Raw genomic sequence first — 25618 nt, 5'->3', positions numbered from 1 at the left:
CTCTTTACCGAAGGAACCCACCATGAGCGAGCCCACCTCCACCCCCGTCGTCCGTCGCGTCGACGCCCGGCACCGCTACGAGATCCTCGTGGACGACAACCGCGCCGGTCTGACGGCGTACCGCGACCGCGACAACCAGCGGGTCTTCTTCCACACCGAGATCGACGACGCGTACGCCGGACAGGGCCTCGCCTCGCTCCTCGTCGAGCAGGCCCTGAGTGACGTCCGCGCCGCCGGCATGCGCATCGTCCCCGTCTGCCCGTACGTCGCCAAGTTCCTGACGAAGCACGATGAGTTCGCCGACATCGCCGACCCCGTGACCCCCGAAGTCACCGCGTGGCTCGACGCCCAGCTCGGGCGCTGACACCACCACCGCCGCTCGGCCAACCGGTCGGCGCCGGGAGGCTGATGGGTGGGGCAGGGGGGTAGCCCCACCCCAAAGCAGGTGGCTGGCGGGATCCCGGATGCAGGGCCGGACCGAAAATACTGGGCTCCGAAGATCAGTTGTCGACCACCGGCCTCGCAGGAGCCCTTCGTGTACGAGCACACGCATACAGCAGATGGAACACGACCGCCCCGGGGGAAGGCGGGCGGCGGGCCCGGGGCGCCGAGGTTGCGGGCGGCGGCGGTCGGTGCGGTCGCGATGGCGGTGCTGGGCGCCGGGTTCACTCTGCCCGCGTCGGCGGCGGGTGCCGAGCACACCGGTCGGGTGTCGTCCGAGCGCGGCGGCCACGCGGCCACGCAGGCGGCCTTGGACGGGGTGGTCCAGGGCGGGCCGCCCGGTGCCATCGCCCTCGCCCAGCGGGGACATGACGTCTGGGCAGGCCGGTCGGGCACCTCCGACCTGGCAACGGGCCGAAAGCCGCGGGCCGATGACCGGTTCCGGGTGGGCTCGATCACCAAGACATTCGTCGCCACCGTGGTCCTCCAGCTCGAAGCGGAGGGCAGGCTGAGCCTGGACGACACCGTGGACCACTGGCTGCCGGGCATGGTGAGCGGCAACGGCCACGACGGCACGAAGATCACCCTGCGCCGGCTCCTCAACCACACCAGCGGCATCTACAGCTACACCGACGACGCGGACTTCAAGCAGAAGGAGTTCAGCACCGGCTTCCTCCAGCACCGCTACGACACCTGGACGCCGCAGCAGATCGTCCGGCTCGCCATGACCCACCAGCCGGCCTTCGCCCCCGGCACGGGCTGGAGCTACTCCGACACCAACTACACCCTTGCCGCAATGGTGATCGAGAAAGCCACCGGGCACCCGTACGCCCGCGAGATCGAGCGGCGGATCCTGCGCCCCCTGCACATGGACTCCACCACCCTGCCGGGCACCCGGGCCCGAGTTCCGGGACCCAGCGGGCGAGCGTACTCAAAGCTGACCGGGGAACTCGCCGGGCCCGCGGAACCGAACAGTCCCACGTACGACGTCACCGAGTTCAACCCCTCCCTCGCAGGCGCGGCCGGAGAAATCATCTCCACCACCGGTGATCTCAACCGGTTCTACCAGGCCCTGCTCTCCGGTCGGCTCCTCGACAAGCGCCGGCTGAAGGAGATGACCACAACCGAGCCGATCGAGGGTATGCCCACCGTCTCCTACGGCCTGGGTCTGATGAAGATCAAACTGTCCTGCGGCATCGACGTATGGGGGCACAACGGTGGCATCCAGGGTTCCGTGTCGCAGACCATGGCGACCGCGGACGGCGGCCACGTACTGTCGCTGAACTTCAACGGCGACTGGAACGTCCACGAACAGCGGGTCGTGGAGGCCGAGTTCTGCGGGGAGTAAGGGGGGCTGCGGAGCGCGTGAGGCGCCCCCGCAGCCGTGGGTGGCCGTCTCCCCCTACCGCACCAGTTGACCTCTGCTACCGCACGGGGTGGAGGACAAGTCAAACCAGTGCTGGATGTGAGGCGGTACCCGTCTGCCTATCTTCGTGTGTGACCGCACAACCCACCCGATGCGCACAGGGGGAACCATGCGATTCACATACCGGAGCGGGCTGGGGGCAGCCGTGGCCGTCGCGGGAGTGGCTGCCGCGCTCACTCCGCTGAGCACGGCGACGGCGGCCCCGGGACCCGCCGCCACCACGGCACACAGCAGCGTGGCGGCGGCATCCTGGCACCACCTGTGGGGGCCCGCGCAGATCTCCGCCGGCTACTTCAACAGCCACTCCCGGTGGGTGTCGGGGACCTTCGTGCCCGACACGGACAAGACCGGCATCAACTTCAACTGCTACAACAGCGGTGACGGCGGCAAGGCGCGGGTACGGCTGTACAACGTCGAAACCCGCAAGTACATCCCGGTCACCGGCAACACCGGCTACCAGTACTGCAACAAGGCCGGCAACAACTGGTTCGGCGTCTATTCCAAGGGCGGATACCGGATCGGCCAGGGCCTGCGCGTAGTCATCGACGAGTCGGGCAAGAAGCACACCGTCAACGTCAAGGCGTACGACTACCACCGCTGACCAGGACGGCGCCGCGGGAGGTGTTCCACACCGCGGCCTGCCCCGCCGCCCGCACCACCTGGAAGGCGCCTCCAGGTGGTGCGGGCGGATTGGCCGTAGACGCCCACGCATGGCGCGATCCTGTGGGTGTGTGGTGATCACATCGGGGCACGGGGCCTGAGAGCACGCGAATACGCTGCCCCCAGTACCCGAGGAAGAGGACTCATGGACAACGGCTTTCCGAGCGGGGACTTCCGGATCATCAACGACGAGACCGGCCTGTGCCTGTACGCCCCGCGTGAGCTCTTTGAGGAACAGACGGTTCTCCGCGACACTCACCGGCCCCACGAGGCGCACCGGGTCAGCGGCAGCGAGGCGGCTTCCGGCCGGGAGACGGCCGCCGGCAACATCCCCGAGCTCGCCATCCGCAAACCGCGGGGAACGGAGGACGAGACGTGGTGCTTCGACACGCGCCGTGACCAGGGGGACGGCCGCCCCGTCAACCAGCTGATCAGTGCCGTCATGCAAGCGTCGCACGGCCGGTACGCCCTCGACGCCGGGCAGGCCGATCTGTATGCCACGGAGAAGGACGAGGCCCGGGCGGACACGCTGAGCCGGCTCATCCGGGCGGAGGAGGAACAGGCCAGGCTGGAGGCGATGACCACGGATCCGGAGAAGGGGGACGAGGCCGTACGGCGGCTTCAGGAGCTGGCCGCCGACGAGGAGCTGGAGGATCTGCGCGAAACCGTCGGTTTCCTGGGTCTGGGGTCGTTGCGCGCCCAGCTCCGTCTGGCGCGGGGTCTGGACCTGCTCCCGCAGGACGTACCCCACCTGCTGGGCGGCATCGGGCTGGTGGAGGCCGGGGCGTCTTCGGTGTCGAAGTGGGCGGCCCGGGACGGGGCGTTGGTCCTGGAGGAGAAGCCGGACCAGCAGGTCGTGATCTACCAGATTCCCAACACCGGCGAATACCGGCCCGCGCTGATCCACCGGGAGGCCACCGGCCCGGGTCTGAACCGGACGTGGCGCTTCGAGAAGGCGTGAGCGACGGCAACCCGCCCGTGTCCCGCCCCCCGCACCGGAAAGGCATGATGGCCCCATGGACGAACAACTCCCCACCGCCATCGAGCAGACTCTCGTCGCCCTCAACAAGATGAGCGAGATGCGGTCCTACGACCACACCCGCCAGGTCATGACCTTCCTCTACCAACGCGGTGACGAGGCCATCGACCTCGGTCTCTTCGAAGGCCCGCTGCCCATTCCCGCCGTGGGCCAGTCCGTGACGCTCTGGACCACCGGCAATCCCCTGGTCGTGACCCGCGTCGAGACGCATTACGGGATCGGGCAGCACGGCGATGACAAGCAGGGCGCGCAGGTGGCGTCCGTCCTGGTGTTCGTGGAGCCTGCCGCCGGCCACCCGTAGCCGCGCGCCGATGACCGACGGAGCGTCCTGCTCAGCGAAGACGCCGGGGGCACTCCCAGGGGGAGCAGGACGGTTGCTCAGAAGGTGCTGGGCGGCAGTGGAAGAGGCAGCCCGGGCAGCCCGTCCATGCTCTGCGCGATGTGCTCCTTCTTGGCGAAGTACGCGCTCAGCGAGGCGTCGTCCTCGCGCGCGAAGCGCTTGCCGTGCAGGTCGCGGTCTTCGTCGTACGACATGAAGGGCACCGCGTATCCGCAGGAGTCACGGACCAGTTCGGCTGTCACCACGATGATCGCACGCAGCCCGTGCAGGGCCGGGTCGATGTCCGGGAAGTGAGCGAGCAGTTCCGTGAAGCGCGGGTCGTCGCGGAAGACCGGCTCCCCCCGGCCGTGCACCCGCACGATGTTGGGCGGCCCCTGGAAGGCGCACCACATCACCGTGATCCGGCCGTTCTCCCTCAGGTGCGCGATGGTCTCGGCCGTGCTGCCGGCGAAGTCGAGATAGGCGATCCGCTCCTCGTCGAGCACCGCGAAGGAGCCTTTGAGTCCCTTCGGGGAGAGGTTGACCGTACCGTCCCCGTCCAGCGGGGCGGTCGCGGTGAAGAAGATCGGCTGCTGCTCTATGAAGCTGCGCAGCCGGCCGTCGATGCGTTCGTAGGTCTTTCCCATACCTAAGTATTATGCGAGGAAAATCTTCGCCTGTCTAACGAACCCTGGCGGTTCGGTCGTCGGCGGTGGCGCCGCGGCGCCACGCCCGGGCTCAGGGCTTCAGTGTGTCGACGAACCGGTACCGTCCGCCGCCGTCGTCGCGCGCCGAGGGCGGCCCGAGTTCGACCAGGGCCATCGGGCGGTCGGACGGTTCGCCCGTGTCGGGAGTGAAGGCGATCTCACCGCTGACGCCGCGTATCTTGTACGTCCCGTTGGTCTGCCCGAGCAGGTCGAGGACTGTGCCCGCGGTGACCTTCTCCACGCCGTAGGTGTCCACGGCCCGGCGGGCCGCGATACCGGCCGTGTACACCGCGTCGTGGCCCACCATGGCCTGCCCATTGGTGAGTTCGCCCGCGCTGCCGCCGCGCAGGGCGAGGTAGCGGCGCCGGAAGTCGGGGAACGGGCCGCGTTCCTGGCCCCCGTATATCCGTGCGGAGGCATCGGGGTGGGCATACGCCGTGTAGTACGCCCGCAGCCCGCTGGCCTTCCAGCGTCTGCCCAGTTCGTCGAGTTCGGCCGTGTCGGTACGGCCGCTGGTGCCGAAGTACATGCCCACGGCGCTCGACCCGGAGAGCACGGTCACCGGGCAGCTGCGCCGGTTCTCGCCCGCCGCCTCCACGAAGCTGCGCAACTCCCGCCCGCGCGCGGCGAAGTAGACGCCGTCCGGTGTGGCGCCGGGGACACAGATCTTCTCCCCGACCACCCGGAGCGCGTTTCCGCTGCCCGGCGCCGCACCCGAGGTGAACGGGACCACCGTCTCGACCTTGAGGCCCAAACGCTGCGCGGCGGTCATGAACCCCGAGTACAGCGAGGCGTTGTAGATGTCGCCCGCCTTGTTGTCCTTGACGACCTGGAGGCGGTATCCGGGCCGTCTGTCCTGCTGCTGCTTGAAGTAGCGTGCCGCGGCCGAGGCCTGCTCCCCGGCCGGGAAGGAGACCCGGAAGAATCCGGGTGCGGGTGAGCGCATCTCGTCCCCCGCGACCGTCGCGCCCACGACCGGCACCCCCGAGGCACGCAGCTTCTCGACCGCGGCGAGCGTACGGGCGTTGCTCTGCCCGATCCCCGCCACGGCCACGAGGTGCTGCTCGTCCTTCATCTTCAGGAGCTGGTCGACGACTTCACCGGCGTACGTGTCGTTGCGGCCGGTGTTGGCGAGCAGCAGCCGGATGCGGGGCAGCGTGCCGCGCTCGTCGTTGATCTCCTGTTGGGCGATCAGCGCGCCGGTGACGGACTGGCGGGTGCCTTCCGGGCCGCGGTCCTCCGAGCCGCCGGACATCGACTCCAGATAGGCGATGGTCACCGACTTCTCCCCGGCCTTCTCGACCTCGCGGTTCTCGTCGCGGATCCGCGCGCTGAGGTCACCGATGGCGGGGAATGCGTAGGAGCCGTCGGTCACCCCGACGCACTCGCCGCCGGACTTCTTGGCGACGCCCCGCGCGCAGTCCGTCTCGGGAGCGCAGGCCCGGACCAGTACGAGGGTGAGCAGCGCCGCGAGCGCGACACCGAGTGCCGACCACAGGACCTTGCGACTGGGCGGTCTGGGCAGGGTGAGGCTCGGGGTGGGTGTGCTCATCGCCAGGGCTCCTCGGTGTACTGCTGCGCCTTGTCCTGCAGCACGTTCGCCCAGGAGACCCGCTGGGTGTGGGCTGCCGCGAGGGTGTGGAAGCGGGCATAGACCTCGCGGTAGAGCGAGGCGTACGGATCGCCGAGCGGGTCCCGGTAGGGGTCCCCGATCAGGTCGGTGGCCGGATCCTCGCCGGGTTCCGGGGCTATCCAGCTCGCGGCGAGCAGGCGCGTGACGGTACGCAGCCGGGGTGCCGTGTCATCGCGCAGATGCCGCACCAGCGCCTCGTAACGCTCCCAGGGATCGCTGCCGGTGCCGCTGACGGAGTGGGGCAGGGGCGCCCGGCGCAGCCGGCACAGCTGGGCACACCACTGCTCCGGGGTGTCCTGTTCGAAGGTCGCGTCCAGATGAGCCGCGGCGGCGGGCAGGTCGCCTCCCGCCAGGGCGTGGTATGCCGCGAGATCCGGCTCCCCCCGCGCCTCCGCCTCGGCGCGCAGCGCGGCGTGCAGTGCGGCCGGGTCCTCCAGGGTGTTCAGGAGCAGGCGGCGCAGGAGGGGATGCGGGGTGCCCGCGGGGCCGTCGGCGAGCGGGGTGCCGGTATCGATGCGCATGGTGCGCAGCCGGTCCCGGGTGAACGCGTGGAACTCCTGGCCCAGATGGGCTCTGGTCTCGGTCTCGGCCTGTAACCAGTGGGCGACGGTGGCCTGGGCGAGGTCCGGTGCGGCGGCAGCCCTGGCCAGCGCGCCGCGCAGCCCCTGCGGCGGATCGATGGGCAGCAGGCGGTCCAGCAGGGCGGTACTGAAGTCGCCCCATGGTTCCAGGATGCGGCGCAGGCGTTCCTCCCAGGGCTCCAGGGGCTCGCCGCCGTGCAGCGCGGCCAGGACGCGGGCGGTCGCCTCGGGCTGCCCGCGGGTGATCTCGTACACCGTCCAGCCGAGCCACCGTGCCCCCGCATGGCTGCGGGGCGGGGGCGCGGAAGCCGACTGGAAGACGTCCTTGGCCTGCTGCTCCACCTCGGCGCGCGTCAAGTCGCGCAGTCGGCCCACCCGCAGTCCCGCCGTCACCTCCTGCGGGGCGAAGGCCGTGCCGGGCGGCCAGGGGCCGGGATAGCCGTCGGCCGCGTACTGCCAGCCGAAGTCGACGTCCTGGAGTGCCTTCGGGTAACTGCCGGCCATGGCCACGACCACCAGGGGGTCGTGGTCGGTGGCCCGGCGCTCCTGGACGAGCAGGCGCAGCACTTCGCCACCGAGCTTGTTGTCGGCGTTGTCCAGCAGGACCAGGCAGCGTACGGCCCAGCCCTTCCTGGTGTAGCAGCGCCGGAGTTCCTGGAGGAAGAGGCCGCAGACGATGCGCTCGGTGGTGGCGCGGTCCTCGGCGGCGGCGCCGTGGTAGGCGTGGTTGAGCTCGACGAGGATGTCGAGGGCCGAGGCGACGGCCGAGGCCCGCCGGATCCTGGAGAGCCGGCGAAGCATCTGGCCGTGCCTCAGCACCCGTTCGATGGTGGGCAGCACCCGGAACAGCTCGGTGAACGGGGACGGCAGCCCGGCCATGGACCCCGCGGCCTGCCCGACCTGGACGATGTGCGGCAGCCAGTGGGACGGCGGCCCGGACAGCTCCTGGCTCAGCTGCCGGCGGGCCACCGCACGGTCCTGGGGGTCGAGTTCGAGCGCGAGCGCCGCACACATGAGGTGGAAGGCGGGCAGCGAGATACGCGGCACATGCTTCTTGCGCGGTTCGATGCCGTACGCCACCGCTTGCAGGACGTCGACGGGCCGTTGCTCGTGGCGGGCCAGTTCGGCCAGGTCGAGCCGGGCGACCGGGCCCGCCGCCGCCCATGTGCCGAGTGCCCGCAGCAGAGTCGTCTTGCCGCTGCCCCGCGGCCCGAGCAGCAGCGTGACAGGGTGCTGCCCGGCCGCTCGGCCGCCCTCGCCGGGCAACAGCTGCGACTCGACATGGCTCTGCACCAGCCGGTCCCGCTCGGACTGCCCCGCCCACTCCCGCGGCATTGGCCCCCCTACCCACGGTCCGGTACCACCACGGTGTGGTACCAGCGGAGGATCAATATCCCTGGGGCGTATGGGGGTTGCAAGGGCTGTTGTGAATTCCGGACGAAGTGGCGGGGAAATCCGGTCCCACCTGTGCCTTCAGCAGTCGTGTTTTTCGCCGAGTCGCTGTTGGCGGCCCGGTGGCTGGTGGAGAGCATGCGCGTCGCGCCCGCGGCCCGGGCGGCGTCGATCCCGCGGTGAAGGCCCCCTGACCGGCCGCGGCAGAGTGAGCGGTGCCCGGCGCCCCGTAGACGCCGTGTCGGTGCCGTGTCGGTGATCTGTAGACGGCTGACGGGACATTGGTGGAGACCGGTACCCGCCCGACGGCACCGGTCACCAACGTCCCGGCCCAGCGGCCCGCGTACTCGGCACACCTGGCCGGAGTACGCCCAGCAGGCCACCACCAGCAAGGAACCCTCGATGACCACCGACATCACGATCATCGGCGCCGGACTCGGCGGCCTCACGCTCGCCCGTGTCCTGCACGTCCACGGAATACCGGCCACGATCTACGAGGCGGAGCCCTCTCCCGCCGCGCGCTCGCAGGGCGGCATGCTGGACATCCACGACTACAACGGCCAACTTGCGCTCGAAGCAGCCGACTTGATGGACGAGTTCCGCGGCATCATTCTCGCGGGCCGCCAGGCGATGAGGGTCCTGCGGCCGGACGGGACCGTCCAGTTCGACCAAGCCGACGACGGGACCGGGGGACGCCCCGAGGTACAGCGCGGCGAACTGCGGCGGATCCTGCTCGACTCTCTCCCGCCCGGCACCGTCCGGTGGGGGCACAAGGCCACCGGCAGCCGTAGCCTCGGCGACGGGCGCCACGAGGTGACGTTCGCGGACGGCAGCACCGTCGTCAGCGGTCTGCTGGTCGGCGCGGACGGCGCGTGGTCGCGGGTCCGTCCGTTGCTCTCCCCCGCCACACCCGAGTACATCGGGAAATCGGTCGTCGAGACCTACCTGTTCGACGCCGACACCCGCCACCCCGCCGCCGCCAAGACCGTCGGCGGCGGCGCGATGGTCGCGCACTCGCCGGGCCGGGAGATCTTCGCCCACCGCGAGAAGGACGACACGCTCCACGTCTACGTGGGAGTGTCGGAGCCCCAGGAGTGGTTCGACGCCGTCGATTTCACCGATGCCGCCGTGGCCACCGCACGCATCGCGCGGGAGTTCGACGGCTGGGCGCCGGAACTCCTCGCACTGATCACCGACACCGACAGCGCACCCGTACTGCGTCCCCTCTTCGCCCTGCCGACCGGGCACCGGTGGGACCGGGTACCGGGCGTGACGTTGCTCGGCGACGCGGCACACCTGTCGGCCCCGAACGGCGAAGGCGCCAACCTGGCCATGCTCGACGGCGCCGAACTCGCCACGGCCCTCGCCGCGCGCCCCGGCGACATCGAGACCGCGCTCGCCGCATACGAACACGCCCTGTTCCCCCGCAGCGCCGAAGCCGCCCTCGTCGCACACGAAGATGGTCACGGCGGCGCCTCCCCCGACGAAGCCGACAACGCCGAGAACGCCGACAACGCAGCCAACACCGACAACGCCATCACCAACCTGATCAACGCCTACGTCCGGGATGACGGGGCCCGATCATGACGTAGGGGCGCAGCGGGCAGGGCGCCGGTCGCGCGGCTCTCCTGCCGCGTTACCCGCGCCCCCGCACCGGGTACGCGAAGATCGCGGGGCGGATGTAGTGGGGATCCGCAACGGGGCGGCTTGCGCGTCGGTCCTTCGGGTAGGGCGTCTGAATGAGCGGGACATCCGCGCAGCCCGGAGATTACTGAAAGAGACGCGCTTGTGACCCATCTCGGCGGCCCCGGCGACGACGCTGCGAAGGGAGCGGACGACGGCGCTGACGCCGTCGCGCGGGACATCGCTGATGCCGTGGACCAGTTGACCAATCTGTGGTCGCTGGCCGCCCACGAGGCACCCGTACGGTTGTCCCTGCACCAGCTGAGGGCGCTTCGCGTCCTGCAGTCGGCGCCGGAGCTGAACCTGACGGGGCTGGCGGAACGGCTGGACATCGGGCTCCCCACCGCCAGTCGTCTGTGCGACCGGTTGGAGGCGGCCGGCCTGCTGGAGCGGACGCTTCATCCCCACAGCCGGCGCGAGGTGCGGCTGAGCCTCACCCCGCACGGCGGACATGTGCTTCAGGACGTGGCCGACCGGCGGGTCCAGATTCTGGCGCGCGCGCTGGAGGAGATGACGCGGGCCGAGAGGCTGGCCCTGAGCCGCGGCCTGCGCGCCTTCCTCGCGGCCCGGGATGCCGCACGGACGCGTACGGACGGTGCTGGGCTCACATGACGCGCGCGGAGAGCACGCGCCCGCTCTTCGCGACCGGGACGCACTCGGCGGCGCTCACCAGCGTCCGCCCTCGCTGCTGGTGACTTCCACCCCGCCGGCCCGCGTTCGGGGCGAGGGCACTTCGCAGCTGAGGGCCGACGGGCCGTCGACCGGGGTGTGGCACAGCAGCAGGCAGACATCGTCGTCGCGTTCGGAGTCGTACAGCATCGGCTCCAGCAGGGCCTCGGCCGCCGTGTCCAGATCCTCCCGCAGATACGTGGGGGCCAGGGCGCCGAGGGCCTCGGTGAGACGGCCGATGCCGACGTCGATGCCCGCGCTGCGGCGCTCGACCAGTCCGTCCGTGTAGAGGGCCAGTGTCGAGCCGGGCGGCAGGTGGGCGGTGTGGTCCTGGTACTCGTACGACATCGGGATGCCGAGCATGATCCCCGGTCGCGAGTCCAGGATGTGCACCGAACCGTCGGGCGCGCGCACGACCGGTGGCGGATGCCCGGCGGCGGCCCATACGACCGTGGGGTCGCCGGGACGGAAACGGACGATGGCGGCGGTGGCGTACAGATCGGGCTGCAGGTGGCGGAGCATGCCGTGCAGACGGGTGAGGATCTGGCCGGGGCCGTCGCCTTCGAAGGCGTAGGCGCGCAGGGCGGTGCGCAACTGCCCCATCATGACGGCCGCGCGCAGACCGTGGCCGGTGACGTCGCCGATGACGGCCAGCAGGCTGCCGTCGGGCTGGGGGAAGGCGTCGTACCAGTCGCCGCCGATGTTCAGGCCGTGGGTGGCGGGCAGATAGCGGGCGGCGAGGCGGAGATGGGAGGTCGCTGGCAGGTCGGTGAGCTGGGCACGCTGCAGTGCTTCGGCCGTGTCGCGGTGCTGTTCGTAGCGGCGGGCGTTGTCCAGGGCGGTGGCGGTGCGGCGGGCGAGTTCGACGAGCATGACGCTCTCGTCGGGCGCGAAGCGGCGGTCGGCGGTGAGGATGAGGACACCCAGGAGCCGGCGCGCGGTGAGGGGAATGCACAGCACCGTCCGGTCGGGGGCGAGGACCGAGGGCGGCAGGTCCTCGACGCCGGGCAGGCCACCGGGGTGGGCGGCGGCGTGCTGCGGGCGGCCGGTACGGGCGGCGGCGACCGCGGCGGCCGGGTGGCTGTCGTGGTGCGGGGTGTGCTCGTCGTCGAAGAGCCAGACGTCGACGCGGGCGGCGTGGCTGGGGACGAGGAGGTCGGGCAGCCGCCCGAGGATGTCCTCCTGGTCGAGTGAGGCGGTCACGGCGTCGCTGGCGTCGGCCAGGAAGGTCAGCAGACGTCGAGCGTTCTCCGCCTCCGCCCGGGCGGTTTGTTCGGCAGCGAGGAGTTTCTTCTGGACCAGGGCCGCGGCCTCCAGTTCGGCGTGGATCGCCACGACGCCCTGGTTGGTCTGGTGCAGTTCCTCGCGGTGGAAGCTGAGCAGGCTCTCCGCCTCCTCCAGCCGGTCCAGGATGGCGGCGGTGTCCTCGTCGGAGGCCAGGACGGCCTCGGCGCAGGCGTCGTCGTCCCAAGAGGCGGGGTGGGCTCGGGAGAGGCGCGGTGTCTCGGCGCAGTCGAGCGAGCGCTGCCACGGTGTGCCGGGGCCCGGCTGATGGCCGGCCGCGCGCAGCGTGATCCGCAGGTGCGGGCGGTGTCCGGCCGCGGGCTGCCGTGCGTGGAGGAGGAGTTCCCAGACACCGCCCTGGGCGAGGCAGTCGCGCAGTCGGGCGGTGAGGTCGGTCAGGAAGCGCGTGCGCTGGAACGGGGGCGCCGCGGCGTCCACCGCCAGGCGGGCCAGCACCGCCCGGGCGCGGGCCGCGTCCTGGGCCGAGGCGATCTTCCAGAGGTCAGAGGTGTCGGTCATGGTCGCCTGTCCGGCGGTCGGGGGCCAGTACGGCCACGCTGGTGTCGTCGCGCAGGGGGCTGGCGGCACTGCCGGCGTCCCGCAGGATGGCCGCGGCCACTACCGCGGGGTCGTGGGTGAACAGGTGGGTGTCGTGCGGCGGTGTCCAGCGGCTGGGCAGACCGTCGCTGTGCAGGACGAGAAGGCTGTCGGGCTGCCACGGCACCCGGTGTACGGGGACGGTGGCGGGACGCTGGACGCCGACGATACCGGGGTGGGACAGGAGCGGGCGCCAGGCACCGGCGGTGTACAGGCGGGCGCCGATGTTGCCGATCCCGGCGAACGACAACTGGCGTGATTTCAGGTCCAGTTGGGCTACGGCGACGGCCGCGCCGCGGGTGGGCCGCAGCGCCGGGTCCAGGTGTCGCAGGAGGTCGTCGGGCGGCAGATGGGGGTTGGCGCGCAGTTCACGCGTCGCGGCGGTGGAGGCCCGGGCGGCTTCGGGGCCGTGGCCGAGGCCGTCGGCGAGCAGCAGGGTCAGACGGTTGTCGGAGCGTGCCCAGTGCCAGGCGTCGCCGGAGCACTCCGCCTCGGCCAGGGGGACGTTGACCCCTCCCACCCATGGCCCGGCAGCTTCGTGGTCGCTCCGCGGTGGCGCCGGTGGGGACAGATCGCGGATGCGGGCGACCGCGACCGTCCCCCGCCCGGGTGTGCTGTGCAGATCGAAGTCGTCGGATATGCGTCGGCACGCGCCCAGTCCGGCGCCCAGTGAAGACCGGCTGGTGGTGTGCCCGTCGCGCAGTGCGGCCTCGACGTCGAGGATGCCCGGGCCGTGGTCCAAAGAGACCATCTGCACGGAGGGTGCGCCCGGCGCGGCCGAGGTGTCCACACCGTCGACCAGGTTGATGGTGATGCGGCCACCCCCCGCGTGCTTGAGGAGGTTGGTGGCCAGCTCGGTGGCGACCAGGGCGGCGGCCTCCGTACGGCGCGGCGCGAGCCCGGCGTGGGCGCAGGCCGCTTCGGCGGCGACCCGCACGTCCCGCACGCGGGTCGAGTCCTGCACGGGGATGTCCCACACCCGGCTCATCCGAGCCCCCCACGCGGTCGGCCCAGGGGGGTGACCCAGGCGATGACGGTGACGGTGGTGCCCTCACCCGGCCGGCTGTCGATGGTGAACTCCTGGACGAGGCGTTTGGCGCCGCTCAGCCCCAGACCCAGGCCGCCGCCGGAGGTGTAGCCGTCGGTCATCGCCTGTTCCAGGTCGCGGATGCCGGGCCCGGAGTCCGTGAAGGTCACCCGCAGCCCGCGTACCGGACCGCCGGTCAGCGGGGTCACCTCCGCGTGGCCGCCGCCCCCGTGAATGAGGGTGTTGCGGGCCAGCTCGCTGGCCGCGGTCACCAGCTTGGTCTGCTGCACGAGTCCGAAGCCGAGCTCGGCCGCCGCCTGCCGCACCTCCTGCCTGACCCAGGCCAGGTCCGCGTCCGAGCCGATGGGCAGGCAGATGGTGCCGGTGTGGCGAGGGGCATGTGTCACGCGTCCTCCCCCGCACGCACGGGCAGAGCGGTCGCCGGGTCGTGCCCCAGCAGGGCAAGCGCCCGCTCCACGTCCAGGGCGGTGGCCAGCCCCGGCAGGGTCAGTCCGAGCTCGACCATGGTGATGGCCACGGCGGGACGCATCCCGGCCAGAACGGTCCGCGCGGCCAGCAGGCGGGCGCTGGAGGCGATCTCCGCCAGGACCCGGCCGAGGAACGAGTCGACGATCTCCACTCCGGACAGGTCGATCACCACCCCGGTCACCGGGCTGCTCGCGATGCGCTCGGTGAGGTCGTGCTGGAGCTGCTCGGCGGCCCCGTCGTACAGCTCGCTCTGGAGCGTGACCAGCAGGAGACTGCCCAGCCCCAGGACCGGCACCTGGGGCGAGGCGCCCAAGGGTGGTCCGTTCATCGCGGGCTCGCTCCGCCGGGCGTACCGGCGCTGACCGCGACGCCCTGCCGCCGCAGCGCGTAGGCCAGCGCGTCGGCGAGGGTGGCGTGGGTGACGACGCTGCCGAGGTCGATGCCGAGATGGACGATGGTCTGCGCGATGGCCGGCCGGATACCCGACACCAGGCATTCGGCGCCCATCAGCCGGGCCGCGGCCACCGTCTTCATCAGGTGCTGGGCCACCAGGGAGTCGACCGTGGGCACACCGGTGATGTCGAGGATGGCGTACCGGGCGCGCTGCGCGACGATCGCGTCCAGCAGGTTCTCCATCACCACCTGGCTGCGCGCGCTGTCGAGGGTGCCGATGAGCGGCACCGCGACGACGTTCTCCCACAGCTGGATCACCGGCGTGGCGACTTCCATCAGCTGCTGGCGCTGCCGCTCGATCAGCTCCTGCCCGGCGCTGAGCGCCGTCTCCATCACCACCAGGCGCAGGGTGCCCATCAGTACGGCCAGTGCCAGCGCGCTCTGCTGCGCCTGGTCGTCGGCGGGGTTCTCGAACTCGTCGCGGAGCAGGGCGGCGACGGGCTCGCGCAGCGCCGCGACCTCGTCGGCGATCTGCGCCGCGGTCGCTCCCGTGCGCGCCAGGGAGGCGGCCATCCGCTGCAGTTGTTCGCGTACGGGGGCGAAGCCGGGCGCGGCGATGTCCTCCAGCCGCCGGGAGGCGGCCACCGTGGACAGCGCGTCCACGACGGCCTTGCCCGCTTCCACGGCCTCTTCACGGGACAGGGTGAACACCGTGCGGAACAGGGCCGCGTCGGCCCACCGCTGGGCGATCTGCTCCCGCCGGCGTTCAAGGAAGTCGGCTGTCTGCTTCGCCGCCGGCTCCGGGGCCGCGTCCTGTTCCGACACCTGCATACATCTCCCTCGTGCCCGTGGGCTCTGCGGCCCGCCGCACGGCAGGCCTTCCGACAATCATTGCCGCATGACAAACATTAGCGGCGGGGTGTGGTGCAAACAACTGCGTGATCACCTCCGGAGGGGCCCGGACGCGAGAGCCGGGTCACGTCGACCGCCCCCGCCAGTCCAGACAGATCACCAGGGCGTCGTCGTCCGCCGCGGACTTGCCGCGGTAGCCGGCCAGTTCACGCAGGATGGCCCGGGGAACCTCCGCGGCGGGCAGCAGCCGGGTCGCCATGATCGCCCGAGCGAGCGCCGCGTCCCCGTAGGTCTCGCCCACCGGCGAGGCGACCGAGTACACCCCGTCGCTCACGAAGATGAAACGGTCCCCCGGCTCGGCCTGGAAGTCCTGAGCCACGTAGTCGGTCTCCTCGAACATGCCCAGCGGAAGCTGGGCCTCGAAGCGGACACGTTCCACCACGCCGTCACGCAGTCGCAGCATCTGCGGGGAACCGGCGTCCACCACCCGCGCCCGGCCCGTGGCCAGGTCGAAGTCGAACATCAGCACCGACAGGTAGCAGCGCCCCCGGTAGTGGGCGTAGACCGCCTGGTCGGCCAGCGCGGCCTGGTCGGCGAGCTCGATCCCCGCCCGCCGCGCGTTGCGCAGGGCGTTGACGGCCAGATTCGTCAGCAGGGAGGCCTCTATCCCCTCCCCCATGCCATTGGAGACGTACAACATGAACCGGTCGGCCGTCGCCGACCAGTCGAAGTTGTCGCCGAAGATCCCGTACGCCGGCTCCAACTGCGCGCCCAGCTCGTACTCCGGGCGCGCGCAGGAGCGGCCCGGCAGCAGTTGCCACTGCATCTCCGCGGCCAGGGTGAGCCGGTCCTTGCGCCTCGCCTGGAGGTACAGGTCGGTGTCCCGCTCGGCGACGACCACCTCGTGCCCGAGCATTTCCGCGATCTGCGCCAGTTCCGCCAGACAGTCGGCCACCGGCTTGCGGCTCGCGTACGTCACCGTCAGGACACCGAGCCGGTCACCGCGCACGGTGACGGGCAGATGGATCCGCACCGGGCCGCCCTCCACGTCCTCCTCGACGAAGGGCTCCTGGGAACCGAAGGCCCGCCCTGCCGGGCTGCTGTGCGCCGACACCGGCTCCAGGGTGTGCGGAAGCACGGACACCGGCTGCAGCACCGTCAGACCGTAGTCGGCCATGAAGAGCTCGACGGAGTCCGCCGCGTACTGCTCGATCAGCACACGACGGACAGCGTCGAGCACCTCGTGAGGCGCCGCCGTGCGCAACGCACGCTCCGCTGCCATATATCTGTTCACGATGGAAATCACCAATCCTTCACCGGAAGGTCGTATACCTCACTCAAGCGATGCGGCCGTCCGGTCCGACCGCGCCGGTCGCAACTACACCTCCGCCGACGCCCGCGCCTAGTAGGCTGGCAGCCGTCCCAGTGCCTGCGAGAGTGTGACCGTGACAGACTTCCGCCCCCGCTCAGTGCCGAACGAGGTCGCGCGCGTGACCTCCACGGCCGCGGAGCTGCTGGAGGTCCTGTGGGGCAGGGCCTCCACCGCACCGGCGTCCGCGTCGCAGCTGCGCGTGCTGCTCATCCTTGAACACAACAGCGGCATCAACCTGCGCACCCTCGCCGACTTCCTGGCCTCGACCCCGCCCTCGACCAGCCGCCTGTGCGACCGTCTGCAGGCCGCCGGGTTCGTCGAGCGCGAAGTGAGCCCGGCCGACCGGCGCGAAGTGCGTCTGCACCTCAGCAGCCACGGCCAGGCCTTCCTCACCGACCTGCGGGTCCGCAGGCAGCAGACCGTACAGGCGGTCCTGGAGCAGATGCCCCACGCCGAGCGGGCCGCGCTTCTGCGAGGCCTGGAAGCGTTCTGTATCGCCGCCGAGGCGCAGATACACGACGGCTCCGAGGCATCGGAGGGCCCCGACAGCCGCACGGCCTGAGCGCCCTGCCGCAGCGCGCGGTTCCTGATCGCCGCAGGCTGCCGACGATCAGCGCACGGAGCGGTCTGCGCCCACCGGAACATTCCAGGTCCCTTCCCGTGCACGGTCCGCACGGCTACTTGGTTGCCGTCACCCATAGTTGTCGGAAGGCAACTATTCACTCTCCGCCACTCTCTCACACGGCGTTCGTGTACCCCCGGTCGCCGCGCCCCTTACCCCCTGTGGGCAAGATCTCGTGGCGATGCGGGGGGCGCGGAGGCGCGCCAGGCGCACAAGACCGGCGCGGGCCGGGCCTGTTGCGCGGGTGCTCCCCGGTGACGTTTCCGGTGGGGATTCGGAGGGGGTTTTCCTCAACGGGGCCGCGCTTCTTGTCCCCGTGGTCGCCGACTGTCATCGTCGGAAGCCGCGCCAGGCACGAGAGCCGGGGCGAGGCGAACCAGGGGGTCAGGATGAGGATTCTCAAGGGGCACACGTCGAAACGAAGGGCGTTCGTGCTGGCGGCCTTCGTGATGCTCGCGGGCCTGCTACAGGTCCCGGCCGCGTCGGCGAGCGAGACGGCAGCCGCTCCACCGGGCTACGGCGGGCCGTTCAGCTCATGTCCCGGCGAAACGTACAAAACGGTTACCCTGCGCAACGGGACCACGGAACTCGGCTACATGCAGATCTGGTACTCCGGCAGTTACAAGGGCGGCACCTACTGCGCACGGGCCGGCGAGTCGATCGCCGGCGCGCATCACATGGAGATCGTCGTGCGCCGTGGGGACTGGCAGACTTCCTGGTCCGACTCGGGCACCTACAACGACTACGCCGGCTATATCGACGTCTACGGCGCGGCCACCAAGTGTGTCCACTTCTTCGGCCGCGTCACGGTGAACGGGGTGAACTACGACCGGACTTGGCTGACGCCCGAGTGCCTGTGACACCGGCGCCAAACCGGACCGCGTGGTGATACGTATGCGTCAGGGGCTGTCCGGCCGGAACTCGACCCACGAGAAGAACACGGTCGGCCCCCGACCCCCGCGAAGGGGTCGGGGGCCGACCGCGCAAGAGACGGCTGCCGCGCTAGTGGCGGAACGCGTCCTTCGTCTTCTCCTTGGCCTGGCGGGCATCACCCTTGGCCTGCTCGGCACGGCCTTCGGCGGTCATACGTTCATTGCCGACCGCGCGGCCGAGGGTCTCCTTCGCCTTGCCCTTGGCCTGCTCGGCATGCGCCTTGGTCTTCTGCTCGCCCGACATCGGGGACCTCCTCGTGACGTACCGGATTGGTCGTGACACGCTCCTGCTCGTATCCCCCGACCTCAAACCCCCGGGGCGGGAGGGACGGATGAACCGGGCACACCGCCCTTCCCCGCGCCGTCACTCCTTGCTGACGACGACCACTTCGTCGTTGTCCGTCCATTGGCGCCGCTCGTCCTTGGGCGGGTTGATCCGCACGCCGTAGCCCAGACGCGTCGACGAGCCGTCGTGGCTGCGGTATCCGATGGCGCATTCGCCGTGCTGATGTGCCGCTGCCACGATGGTGGCGAAGGACGTCTCGACCCCGGGCCGCACATAATGCGGGGCCGGCCGTAGACGCACCCCGGTGCCGTCGGCGGAGAACAGTTCCTCGAACACCGCCGCCAAGTGCCGGTTCTGGGAGATCTGGGCCATGAGCAGGCCGATGAGCTTGCCACTGATGATCACGTCGGCGCCGGGGCTGATCGGGGCCAGTGCCCGGTTGCGGTCGTCGACCAGTTCGGTGACGACCGGCAGTTCGTGCCCGGTGGCTTCCTCAAGCTGGCGCAGCAGCAGGAGGGTGACGAGCGTCCGGTTGTCGGGGTCGTCCGGCGAGGGTCCCGGGGCGGGGTCCTGGCCGAGCACGATGATGCTGTCGTAGGAGTGAACGTCCAGTCGTTTGAGGGTTTCGGGACGGGTGATGTCCGCGTCGTGCAGGGTCACGGTGAGGTTGGTGCCGCCGTGCGCGTCGGCCTCGCTCACCTGCCGGGCTGTCGCTCCCCCTCCCCCGGTCACCACGTCGATGACCGACCCGGGCCGGGTACAGCGGCGTAACTGGTTGACCAGGAGCGGCGCTCGGCGGTTCCAGCCCAGCAGCAGCACCCGTTCCGCCGCCGCGGGAGTCGAAGGGGTGGACACCATCGCCGTGTTCTCGACGAGCTCCTTGCAGTCGTCCAGCCAGACCGTGTCGTCGTCGCGGGAGATGACGATGAGCAGGTCGTCGGGAGCGATCGGGGTCTGTGGCGGCGGGTTCAGCAGGGCGGCGTTCTCCCGTACGATCCCGACGACGCTCGACGTCCGATAGGCGAGGAGTGCGTCACCGAACGGGCGGCCGGTCAGGGTCGGCTCGCTGACCAGGTAGAACTCGTCGCCGGCGAAGTCCATGAGTTCCTGGTGGACGAGGGAGAGTCCCGGACGGCGGGCCGCCTGGACGATCAGCCGTGCGGTGATGGTGTCGCTCTCCAGGACCACCCCGTCGGGCCCCGCGGCCAGACGGGCGGCCAGGCGGTACCGGTCGTCCCGGACGGCGGCGACGACAGGAGGACGGGCGCGGGCTCCCTCCGCGGCGGGGGCCGCCCTGAGCGCCAGCAGTGTCTTGACCACCTCGGCGTCGGCACCGGGTTCGTCATGGGGCAGAACGAGCACGACCCCGGCGGAGACCGCGTTGGTCAGGGCGAGCACCGCCGGGTCGGTGGGGGGTCCGCTGCGGCAGATCAGCCGCGTACGGCCCAAGGGACCCACCTTCGTCCTCAGGGCCTCCTCCATGGCGCTCTTGTCCCGGTCGGCCAGCACCACCACCGCGGCACGCCGCTGGTTGGCGTTGGCGGCCACCAGTTCGCTCACCACCGTGAACACCTGCTCCGACCACCCGAGGACCACGACGTGCCCCTGTTCGAGCACGGTGGAACGGCCCCGGCGCAGCTTGGCGAGCCGTTCCGTGATCGCCGCGGTGATCAGGCTGACGAGCGTCGAGACGTACAGCAGAGCGATCAGGGCGAGCAGGACCGAAAGCGCCACCCGCAACGGCCTGCCCGTCGCACCGCCCAGCCGCAGTGTCTCCCCGGTGACGTGCCAGACCTGGGCCAGCCGGCCCTTCAGGGGCCTCGGCGCGGCGGGATCGGTCCACACCATGACCGCGCTGACGGGGACGACGATGGCCAGGCACAGCACCGCCATCCAGCCGACCAGGGCGAAGGCGCCACGGGCCAGCGTGCTGTCGAACCAGTAACGGGCTCGTTCACCGAGCCGCGTACGCCCATGCGGCACACTTTTCCCTCCGTCGCGCCGCGCCCTCATGAGGCCCGGGCGCCGCGTATGTGATGCGCCGCGCGGACTCGCCCGAGAGCACGGATATGGATATGCCTATGGCAGTGTGCGGGATCGGTCGCGACGGCAGACCGAGTTCGCCCGGCATTCATCCCTTCGGGTCCCCCCACAGGCGTCCCCGGCCTGTTCCGGACCTGTTCCCGGCCCGTCCCCGTCAAGCGGACGTACCGCGCCGTCAGGGTTTTCCGCCGCGTCGCTCCTTCGAGTCAATGGGGGTGTGATGTGCGGGCCTCCGGTCACGGCCGCCACTACAAAGGGCGCCATGACTGAAGATCACGCGGTGGCCCCAGACAGCGGTTTCTCCCGGCGGACCTTCGCGACGGCGGCCGGCGCGGCCACGGTCGCGACAGCCCTCACCGGTCCCGCCGCCGCGGCCCTGCCGGCCCCGGCCGCCCCGGTCCAGAGCCATGGCGCCGACTTCGACCGGTGCCTCGCCGTCGCTCGCGCGCTGCTCGTACTGGACTCCGACAACCACCCCCTCGTCCCGCGTTACCAGCACGTCCTCCGCGACGGGCTGCCCGCCCAGCGGCGGGCGCGCCCCAAGAACGTCCTGGTGGTCGGCGCCGGCCCCGCCGGGCTGGTGACCGCCTGGCTGCTGAAGCGAGCGGGGCACCACGTGACGGTCCTGGAGGCGAACGGCAACCGAGCGGGCGGACGCATCAAGACCTTCCGCAAGGGGGGCCACGAACACGGCGAGCAGCCCTTCGCCGATCCCCGCCAGTACGCCGAGGCGGGCGCCATGCGCATCCCCGGCAGCCACTCCCTGGTGATGGAGCTGATCGACCGGTTCGGCCTGAAGAAGCGCCCGTTCCACTACGTCGACATCGACCATGAGGGACACCCCGCCAACCACACCTGGATCCACGTCAACGGCATCCGTATGCGGCGCGCGGACTACGCCCGCGCGCCCCGGCGCATCAACCGGTCCTTCGGTGTCCCCCGGGCCTACTGGGACACCCCCGCCGCGGCCATCGTGCGCTCCGTGCTGGACCCGGTCCGCGACGAGTTCAGCTACCTCGGCCGCGACGGCAAGCGGATCGACAAGCCTCTCAACGAGCGGTTGCAGGGCTGGGCGCGGGTGGTGCAGCGGTTCGGCGACTGGTCGATGTTCCGCTTCCTTACGGAGCACGCCCGCCTCGACGAGCGGACCATCGATCTGATCGGCACCGTGGAGAACCTCACCTCACGCCTGCCGCTGTCGTTCATCCACAGCTTCATCGGCTCCTCCCTCATCAGCCCCGACACGCCCTTCTACGAGCTGGAGGGCGGCACGGCCGTACTGCCGGACGCCCTCCTGGAGCGTGTGCGCAGGGAGGTGCGGTTCGACCGCCGTGTCACGCGCATCGAGTACCACGACCCCGAGCACCCCTCGTCGGACACCGAGCATGTGCGGAGCAGGGGCCCGCACGTGTGGGTGGAGACCGTGTCCGAGGGCCGTGACGGTCCGGTCGTACGGGAGCACTTCAGCGCGGACGTCGCCGTGATCACGGTGCCCTTCGCCGGACTGCGCCATGTACGGATCGACCCGCCCATGTCGTACACCAAGCGGCGCGCGGTCTGCGAACTCCACTACGACAGCGCGACCAAGGTCCTGCTGGAGTTCAGCCGCCGGTGGTGGGAGTTCGACGAGGCCGACTGGAAGCGCGAACTGCACGCGATCGATCCCGGCCTGTACGACGCCTACCGCACCGGCCGCGCCGTCGCGGACGGCAGCCTGCTCGGCGCGCACCCGTCCGTGCCCGGCGGATACATCACCGACGATCAGCGCACCCACTACGCCGCCAACCGCTCGGTGGCACGGGACCAGCCGGAGGCGGTCCATGTCGTGGGTGGCGGCTCGGTGTCGGACAACGCCAACCGGTTCATGTTCCACCCCTCCCATCCGGTCCCGAACAGCGCGGGAGGAGTGGTCCTGGCCTCCTACAGCTGGGCGGACGACGCACGGCGCTGGGACGCCGTGGACGACGAGGCCCGCTACCCGTACGCCCTGTGCGGCCTCCAGGAGGTCTACGGGCAGCGCGTCGAGGTCTTCTACACCGGTGCGGGCCGCACACAGAGCTGGGCGCGCGACCCCTACGCCTTCGGGGAGGCGTCCGTGCTCCTGCCCGGGCAGCACACCGAGTTGCTGCCCTCCATCCCCACGCACGAGGGGCCGTTGCACTTCGCCGGCGACCACACGTCCGTGAAGCCGGCCTGGATCGAGGGCGCGGTGGAGTCCGCCGTGCGTGCCTCCTTGGAGGTCCACACCGCGTGAGCCCAGCGATCCGCTGAGCCTCGGCGCGGGCTGCCGACCCCCTGCGGTTCAGGGGGTCGGCGGCCCGGGGACGGGCTCCAGCCGCAGTCGCCGGACCGGCCAGGGCGAGGGTTCGGCCCGGCCGAACCAGACCCGGACATCCTCCCCGGTGCGGACGGGCAGGAGGGGGTAGTCGTTCTCGGCGTGCTCGGTGCGGTGCAGTGCGTGGCCCGGGCCCAGGTGCTGGGCGGCGTACGCGTCGAAGGCCGTGGCGTCGGACGGGTGGCAGACGGTGGCGACCACCTCGCCGGTGCCCGGCCGCGAGGGGAAGCCGGGGCCGCGCAGCAGCAGGACGTCATCACTGTCGATCATGGTGGCGTTGGCCGCTTCGCGGTGCTTCCGCCAGACGGGACCGGTGTAGAACGCCTCCAGCGCGCGCCGACGGTGTGCCATGTCGGGAAACGCCCGCAGCCAGACGAAGCGGTCCGGGTCGTCGAGGTCTCGGAACCGGCCGCCCACCGTGATGCCGACCGCCTGCTGACCCGTCACGAACTCGCCCTCGAACAGCTCGATCAGCGTCTCCCGGGTGCCGGGACGCAGGGTGTACTGCCGAAGCTCGACGATGCTCATACGGCGCTCACCCCCGCCCGGGCGAAGTCCATCGTCCAGTTGAGTTGCCAGGTGCGGCCGTCGTCGGCGGAGAACTCCTGCTCCCAGCGGGCGGCGTCCGCGCCGAGGCGGTACCAGGTGAAGTGCACCCGGATCGGGCGGCCGTCGTAGGTGTCCTCGCCGAAAAAGTCGCCGCGGTCGCCGGTGAAGCCACCGACCACGGGGGGATCCAGTCGGCCGGTCCGGCTGTCGGACCAGTGGATCGACCAGCGTTCCGTCACGCGGTCGAACAGCCGCAGGGTCACGCCCTGGTGTCCGCGGGTGGGAAAAGTGATCTCGTCGATGTTGCCGCCGCCCGCGAACAGCGGCCGGACCACCGCGTGACCGGGGAACTCCACCCAGGTGTCCGGGGCGGTGCCGAGGGGTGCGGTGAGACGGCGGTTGGCCACGTCCCAGGAGCCGTGCAGGAAGTCGAAGTCGTTCATATGCGCAGGCTAGGGAGACTCCCCTGACATCCACTGTCAGTGGATACTGAGGCGTATGCGCGCGAGCCGACTGGTCACCCTGCTCCTGCTGCTCCAGAACCGGGGCCGGATGACGGCCCGGCAACTGGCCGAGGAGTTGGAGGTCTCCGTCCGTACGGTCTACCGGGACGTCGAGGCGCTCAGCGCCGCCGGTATCCCGCTGTACGGCGACGCCGGGCACGCAGGGGGCTACCGGCTGGTGGACGGCTACCGGACCCGGCTCACCGGGCTGACCGCGGACGAGGCGCAGGCGGCGTTCCTCGCGGCGCTCCCCGGCACCGCCGCCGAACTCGGCCTCGGCGAGGCGCTCGCCACCGCCCAGCTCAAACTGCGGGCCGCCCTGCCGGCGGAGCTGCGCGAGCACGCCGGGCGGATCCAGGAACGCTTCCTGCTCGACGCCCCCGGCTGGTACGGCGACGGCGACCGTACGCCTCATCTGGCCGCGGTCGCCACCGCGGTGTGGGCACGGCGGGCGGTGGTCCTGCGGTACCGGCGCTGGCGGGCGCCGGAGGAGATCGAGCGGCGGGTGGAGCCGTACGGGCTGGTGCTCAAGGCGGGCCGCTGGTATCTGGTCGCCGCCGGACCGTCCGGGGTCCGCACCTACCGGGTCGACCAGATCGACGAACTCCGGCCGCTGGACGAGGAGTTCGCCATCCCGGACGGGTTCGGCCTGGCCGCGTACTGGGACAGTTATCTGGCCGACTTCCGAGCCCGGCTGCACACCGGGGAGGCGGTGGTGCGGCTCACCGAGGAGGGGGCCCGCCGCCTCGGCGTGCCGCACGGGGGCGGCGAATGGACCGAGGCCCGGGTGCCCATCGAGTCCCTCGACCACGCCCACCAGGAGTTCCTGCGGCTGGGCACCGACGTCGAGGTCATCGCACCGGCCGAACTCCGCGACCGCGTCGCCGAGACGGTACGCGTCCTGGCCGCCCGGTACACCCGTTCATCGTGCGGTGCGGTGCGCTGAGCGGAGAGCGCACCCCATGATCGGCCGCCGGTTTCGGGCTCCGGCTCCGCCTACGGGTTCGTCGGTTCGGCGGCGCGACGGTATTCGGCGTTGATGCGCTGGGCTTCTTCGAGCTGGTCCTCAAGGATGACGATGCGGCAGGCGGCCTCGATGGGGGTGCCCTGGTCGACGAGTTCGCGCGCGCGGGCGGCGATGCGCAGTTGGTAGCGGGAGTAACGGCGGTGGCCGCCGGCGGAGCGCAGCGGTGTGATGAGACGGGCTTCGCCGATGGCGCGGAGGAAGCCCTGGGTGGTGCCGAGCATCTCGGCGGCCCGGCCCATGGTGTAGGCGGGATAGTCGTCGTCATCGAGACGACTGTTGGAGTCCTCTACTGTCATTTGCACCTCTCTTGTGACACGCGTCGAGGGGCCCGGATGCCGTACGGCACCCGGGCCCCGAAGGAACTGCTACACCATCTGCCGGCCCTGGTACTGCGCCGGCCTTCTGTTTCCGCCGTTCCGACCCGGTTGCTGTCGGAGGTGCGGGGATCGCGGTTGCTTGACCGGAGACCACCTCACTATCGATGTCCTGCGGTACCCGGGTTCAGACATCCGCCCGGGCGATCCTGATGGCGTTCGCTCCTCCGTCCTTCCCTCTGGGATCAATCACTTGCGTACTGCTGGTACTGCTGCCCGGCAGTTCGTTCCTGCCGGGCCTTGTCCGATCTGAGCTACAAGAGAAACCATAGCCACATCAGCACCCAATGTCTACTCCGGCCAGCATAGATTTTCTGGCGTCCGACAGTGGGCCTGTCGACCGAGGACCGGGCGCCGCCACCCGCCCGGGCACCCCCTCCGAC

25 protein-coding genes are annotated in these 25618 nt (G+C 70.9%); 11 read left to right on the top strand and 14 right to left on the bottom strand.

Annotated elements, in window-relative coordinates; genetic code table 11:
- The first annotated feature begins 22 nt into the window (after positions 1–22).
- From ACJA3G_RS06030 to ACJA3G_RS06010, 5 genes are all read left to right on the top strand, one after another.
- Positions 23–364, top strand: a complete 342-nt coding sequence (locus ACJA3G_RS06030) for a GNAT family N-acetyltransferase (RefSeq protein WP_406551834.1) — start codon at positions 23–25, stop codon at positions 362–364.
- Between the two features lie 171 nt (positions 365–535).
- Complete coding sequence (locus tag ACJA3G_RS06025; RefSeq protein ID WP_406551833.1) at positions 536–1789, top strand: serine hydrolase domain-containing protein; 1254 nt, start codon at positions 536–538, stop codon at positions 1787–1789.
- Positions 1790–1976: 187 nt separating this feature from the next.
- Positions 1977–2468 (top strand): hypothetical protein, encoded by a 492-nt coding sequence (locus ACJA3G_RS06020; protein WP_406551832.1) that lies wholly within the window; start codon positions 1977–1979, stop codon positions 2466–2468.
- A 204-nt stretch (positions 2469–2672) separates the two neighbouring features.
- Positions 2673–3488, top strand: a complete 816-nt coding sequence (locus tag ACJA3G_RS06015; RefSeq protein WP_406551831.1) for a hypothetical protein — start codon at positions 2673–2675, stop codon at positions 3486–3488.
- A gap of 55 nt (positions 3489–3543) precedes the next feature.
- Positions 3544–3867 carry a hypothetical protein gene (locus tag ACJA3G_RS06010; protein ID WP_406551830.1) on the top strand — a complete coding sequence of 108 codons (324 nt, stop codon included), beginning with the start codon at positions 3544–3546 and terminating at the stop codon, positions 3865–3867.
- A gap of 77 nt (positions 3868–3944) precedes the next feature.
- Here ACJA3G_RS06010 and ACJA3G_RS06005 read toward each other — a convergent pair whose 3' ends face one another.
- From ACJA3G_RS06005 to ACJA3G_RS05995, 3 genes are all read right to left on the bottom strand, one after another.
- Complete coding sequence (locus tag ACJA3G_RS06005; RefSeq protein WP_406551829.1) at positions 3945–4532, bottom strand: pyridoxamine 5'-phosphate oxidase family protein; 588 nt, start codon at positions 4530–4532, stop codon at positions 3945–3947.
- Positions 4533–4623: 91 nt separating this feature from the next.
- Positions 4624–6144: an ABC transporter substrate-binding protein gene (locus ACJA3G_RS06000; RefSeq protein WP_406551828.1), complete on the bottom strand. Its 1521-nt coding sequence runs from the start codon at positions 6142–6144 to the stop codon at positions 4624–4626.
- On the bottom strand, positions 6141–8141 hold the full coding sequence (locus ACJA3G_RS05995; protein ID WP_406551827.1) for an ATP-binding protein: 2001 nt from the start codon (positions 8139–8141) through the stop codon (positions 6141–6143). Before ACJA3G_RS05995 ends, ACJA3G_RS06000 begins: the two co-directional genes overlap by 4 nt.
- A 459-nt stretch (positions 8142–8600) precedes the next feature.
- Here ACJA3G_RS05995 and ACJA3G_RS05990 point away from each other — a divergent pair, with 459 nt between their 5' ends.
- Both ACJA3G_RS05990 and ACJA3G_RS05985 read left to right on the top strand, forming a co-directional pair.
- Complete coding sequence (locus tag ACJA3G_RS05990) at positions 8601–9785, top strand: FAD-dependent oxidoreductase (RefSeq protein ID WP_406551826.1); 1185 nt, start codon at positions 8601–8603, stop codon at positions 9783–9785.
- A gap of 201 nt (positions 9786–9986) precedes the next feature.
- Entirely contained in the window at positions 9987–10493 is a 507-nt protein-coding gene (locus tag ACJA3G_RS05985; RefSeq protein WP_406551825.1) for a MarR family winged helix-turn-helix transcriptional regulator, read from the top strand.
- Positions 10494–10547: 54 nt separating this feature from the next.
- On the opposite strand, the gene ACJA3G_RS05980 is transcribed toward ACJA3G_RS05985, so the two are convergent.
- From ACJA3G_RS05980 to ACJA3G_RS05955, 6 genes are all read right to left on the bottom strand, one after another.
- Complete coding sequence (locus tag ACJA3G_RS05980) at positions 10548–12353, bottom strand: PP2C family protein-serine/threonine phosphatase (RefSeq protein ID WP_406551824.1); 1806 nt, start codon at positions 12351–12353, stop codon at positions 10548–10550.
- Positions 12337–13419, bottom strand: coding sequence for a SpoIIE family protein phosphatase (locus tag ACJA3G_RS05975; protein ID WP_406551823.1), 1083 nt, complete (start codon positions 13417–13419; stop codon positions 12337–12339). Before ACJA3G_RS05975 ends, ACJA3G_RS05980 begins: the two co-directional genes overlap by 17 nt.
- On the bottom strand, positions 13416–13865 hold the full coding sequence (locus tag ACJA3G_RS05970; RefSeq protein WP_406551822.1) for an anti-sigma regulatory factor: 450 nt from the start codon (positions 13863–13865) through the stop codon (positions 13416–13418). The genes ACJA3G_RS05975 and ACJA3G_RS05970 overlap by 4 nt, the downstream gene beginning before the upstream one ends.
- Positions 13862–14275, bottom strand: coding sequence for an STAS domain-containing protein (locus ACJA3G_RS05965; protein WP_406551821.1), 414 nt, complete (start codon positions 14273–14275; stop codon positions 13862–13864). Before ACJA3G_RS05965 ends, ACJA3G_RS05970 begins: the two co-directional genes overlap by 4 nt.
- Positions 14272–15171 carry an STAS domain-containing protein gene (locus tag ACJA3G_RS05960; protein WP_406551820.1) on the bottom strand — a complete coding sequence of 300 codons (900 nt, stop codon included), beginning with the start codon at positions 15169–15171 and terminating at the stop codon, positions 14272–14274. Before ACJA3G_RS05960 ends, ACJA3G_RS05965 begins: the two co-directional genes overlap by 4 nt.
- A gap of 145 nt (positions 15172–15316) precedes the next feature.
- On the bottom strand, positions 15317–16474 hold the full coding sequence (locus ACJA3G_RS05955) for a PP2C family protein-serine/threonine phosphatase (RefSeq protein WP_406551819.1): 1158 nt from the start codon (positions 16472–16474) through the stop codon (positions 15317–15319).
- Between the two features lie 157 nt (positions 16475–16631).
- Here ACJA3G_RS05955 and ACJA3G_RS05950 point away from each other — a divergent pair, with 157 nt between their 5' ends.
- Entirely contained in the window at positions 16632–17126 is a 495-nt protein-coding gene (locus tag ACJA3G_RS05950) for a MarR family winged helix-turn-helix transcriptional regulator (protein WP_406551818.1), read from the top strand.
- Positions 17127–17575: 449 nt separating this feature from the next.
- Positions 17576–18046: a hypothetical protein gene (locus ACJA3G_RS05945; protein ID WP_406551817.1), complete on the top strand. Its 471-nt coding sequence runs from the start codon at positions 17576–17578 to the stop codon at positions 18044–18046.
- 142 nt (positions 18047–18188) lie between these two features.
- Here the strand turns inward: ACJA3G_RS05945 and ACJA3G_RS05940 are convergent, their stop codons facing one another.
- Both ACJA3G_RS05940 and ACJA3G_RS05935 read right to left on the bottom strand, forming a co-directional pair.
- The gene (locus tag ACJA3G_RS05940) at positions 18189–18362 is read right to left on the bottom strand and encodes a CsbD family protein (protein WP_406551816.1); all 174 of its coding nucleotides are present in this window, start codon (positions 18360–18362) and stop codon (positions 18189–18191) included.
- A gap of 120 nt (positions 18363–18482) precedes the next feature.
- The gene (locus ACJA3G_RS05935) at positions 18483–20387 is read right to left on the bottom strand and encodes a CASTOR/POLLUX-related putative ion channel (protein WP_406551815.1); all 1905 of its coding nucleotides are present in this window, start codon (positions 20385–20387) and stop codon (positions 18483–18485) included.
- A gap of 322 nt (positions 20388–20709) precedes the next feature.
- Between ACJA3G_RS05935 and ACJA3G_RS05930 the strand changes: the two genes are divergently transcribed.
- On the top strand, positions 20710–22701 hold the full coding sequence (locus ACJA3G_RS05930) for a flavin monoamine oxidase family protein (RefSeq protein WP_406551814.1): 1992 nt from the start codon (positions 20710–20712) through the stop codon (positions 22699–22701).
- A gap of 48 nt (positions 22702–22749) precedes the next feature.
- Here ACJA3G_RS05930 and ACJA3G_RS05925 read toward each other — a convergent pair whose 3' ends face one another.
- Positions 22750–23310, bottom strand: a complete 561-nt coding sequence (locus tag ACJA3G_RS05925) for an NIPSNAP family protein (RefSeq protein ID WP_406551813.1) — start codon at positions 23308–23310, stop codon at positions 22750–22752.
- A complete protein-coding gene (locus tag ACJA3G_RS05920) occupies positions 23307–23774 on the bottom strand; it encodes a hypothetical protein (protein WP_406551812.1) in 468 nt (155 codons plus the stop codon). The genes ACJA3G_RS05925 and ACJA3G_RS05920 overlap by 4 nt, the downstream gene beginning before the upstream one ends.
- A 55-nt stretch (positions 23775–23829) precedes the next feature.
- Between ACJA3G_RS05920 and ACJA3G_RS05915 the strand changes: the two genes are divergently transcribed.
- The gene (locus ACJA3G_RS05915; protein ID WP_406551811.1) at positions 23830–24780 is read left to right on the top strand and encodes a helix-turn-helix transcriptional regulator; all 951 of its coding nucleotides are present in this window, start codon (positions 23830–23832) and stop codon (positions 24778–24780) included.
- 50 nt (positions 24781–24830) lie between these two features.
- Here ACJA3G_RS05915 and ACJA3G_RS05910 read toward each other — a convergent pair whose 3' ends face one another.
- A complete protein-coding gene (locus ACJA3G_RS05910) occupies positions 24831–25157 on the bottom strand; it encodes a MerR family transcriptional regulator (RefSeq protein WP_406551810.1) in 327 nt (108 codons plus the stop codon).
- Positions 25158–25618 lie beyond the last annotated feature (461 nt).

Origin of the sequence: Streptomyces sp. YS-3, assembly GCF_045257485.1 — a bacterium.
In the GTDB taxonomy this organism is placed as follows: domain Bacteria; phylum Actinomycetota; class Actinomycetes; order Streptomycetales; family Streptomycetaceae; genus Streptomyces.
The sequence above is the reverse complement of the archived record's forward strand: the minus strand, read 5'-3'. Positions and strand labels throughout refer to the sequence as shown.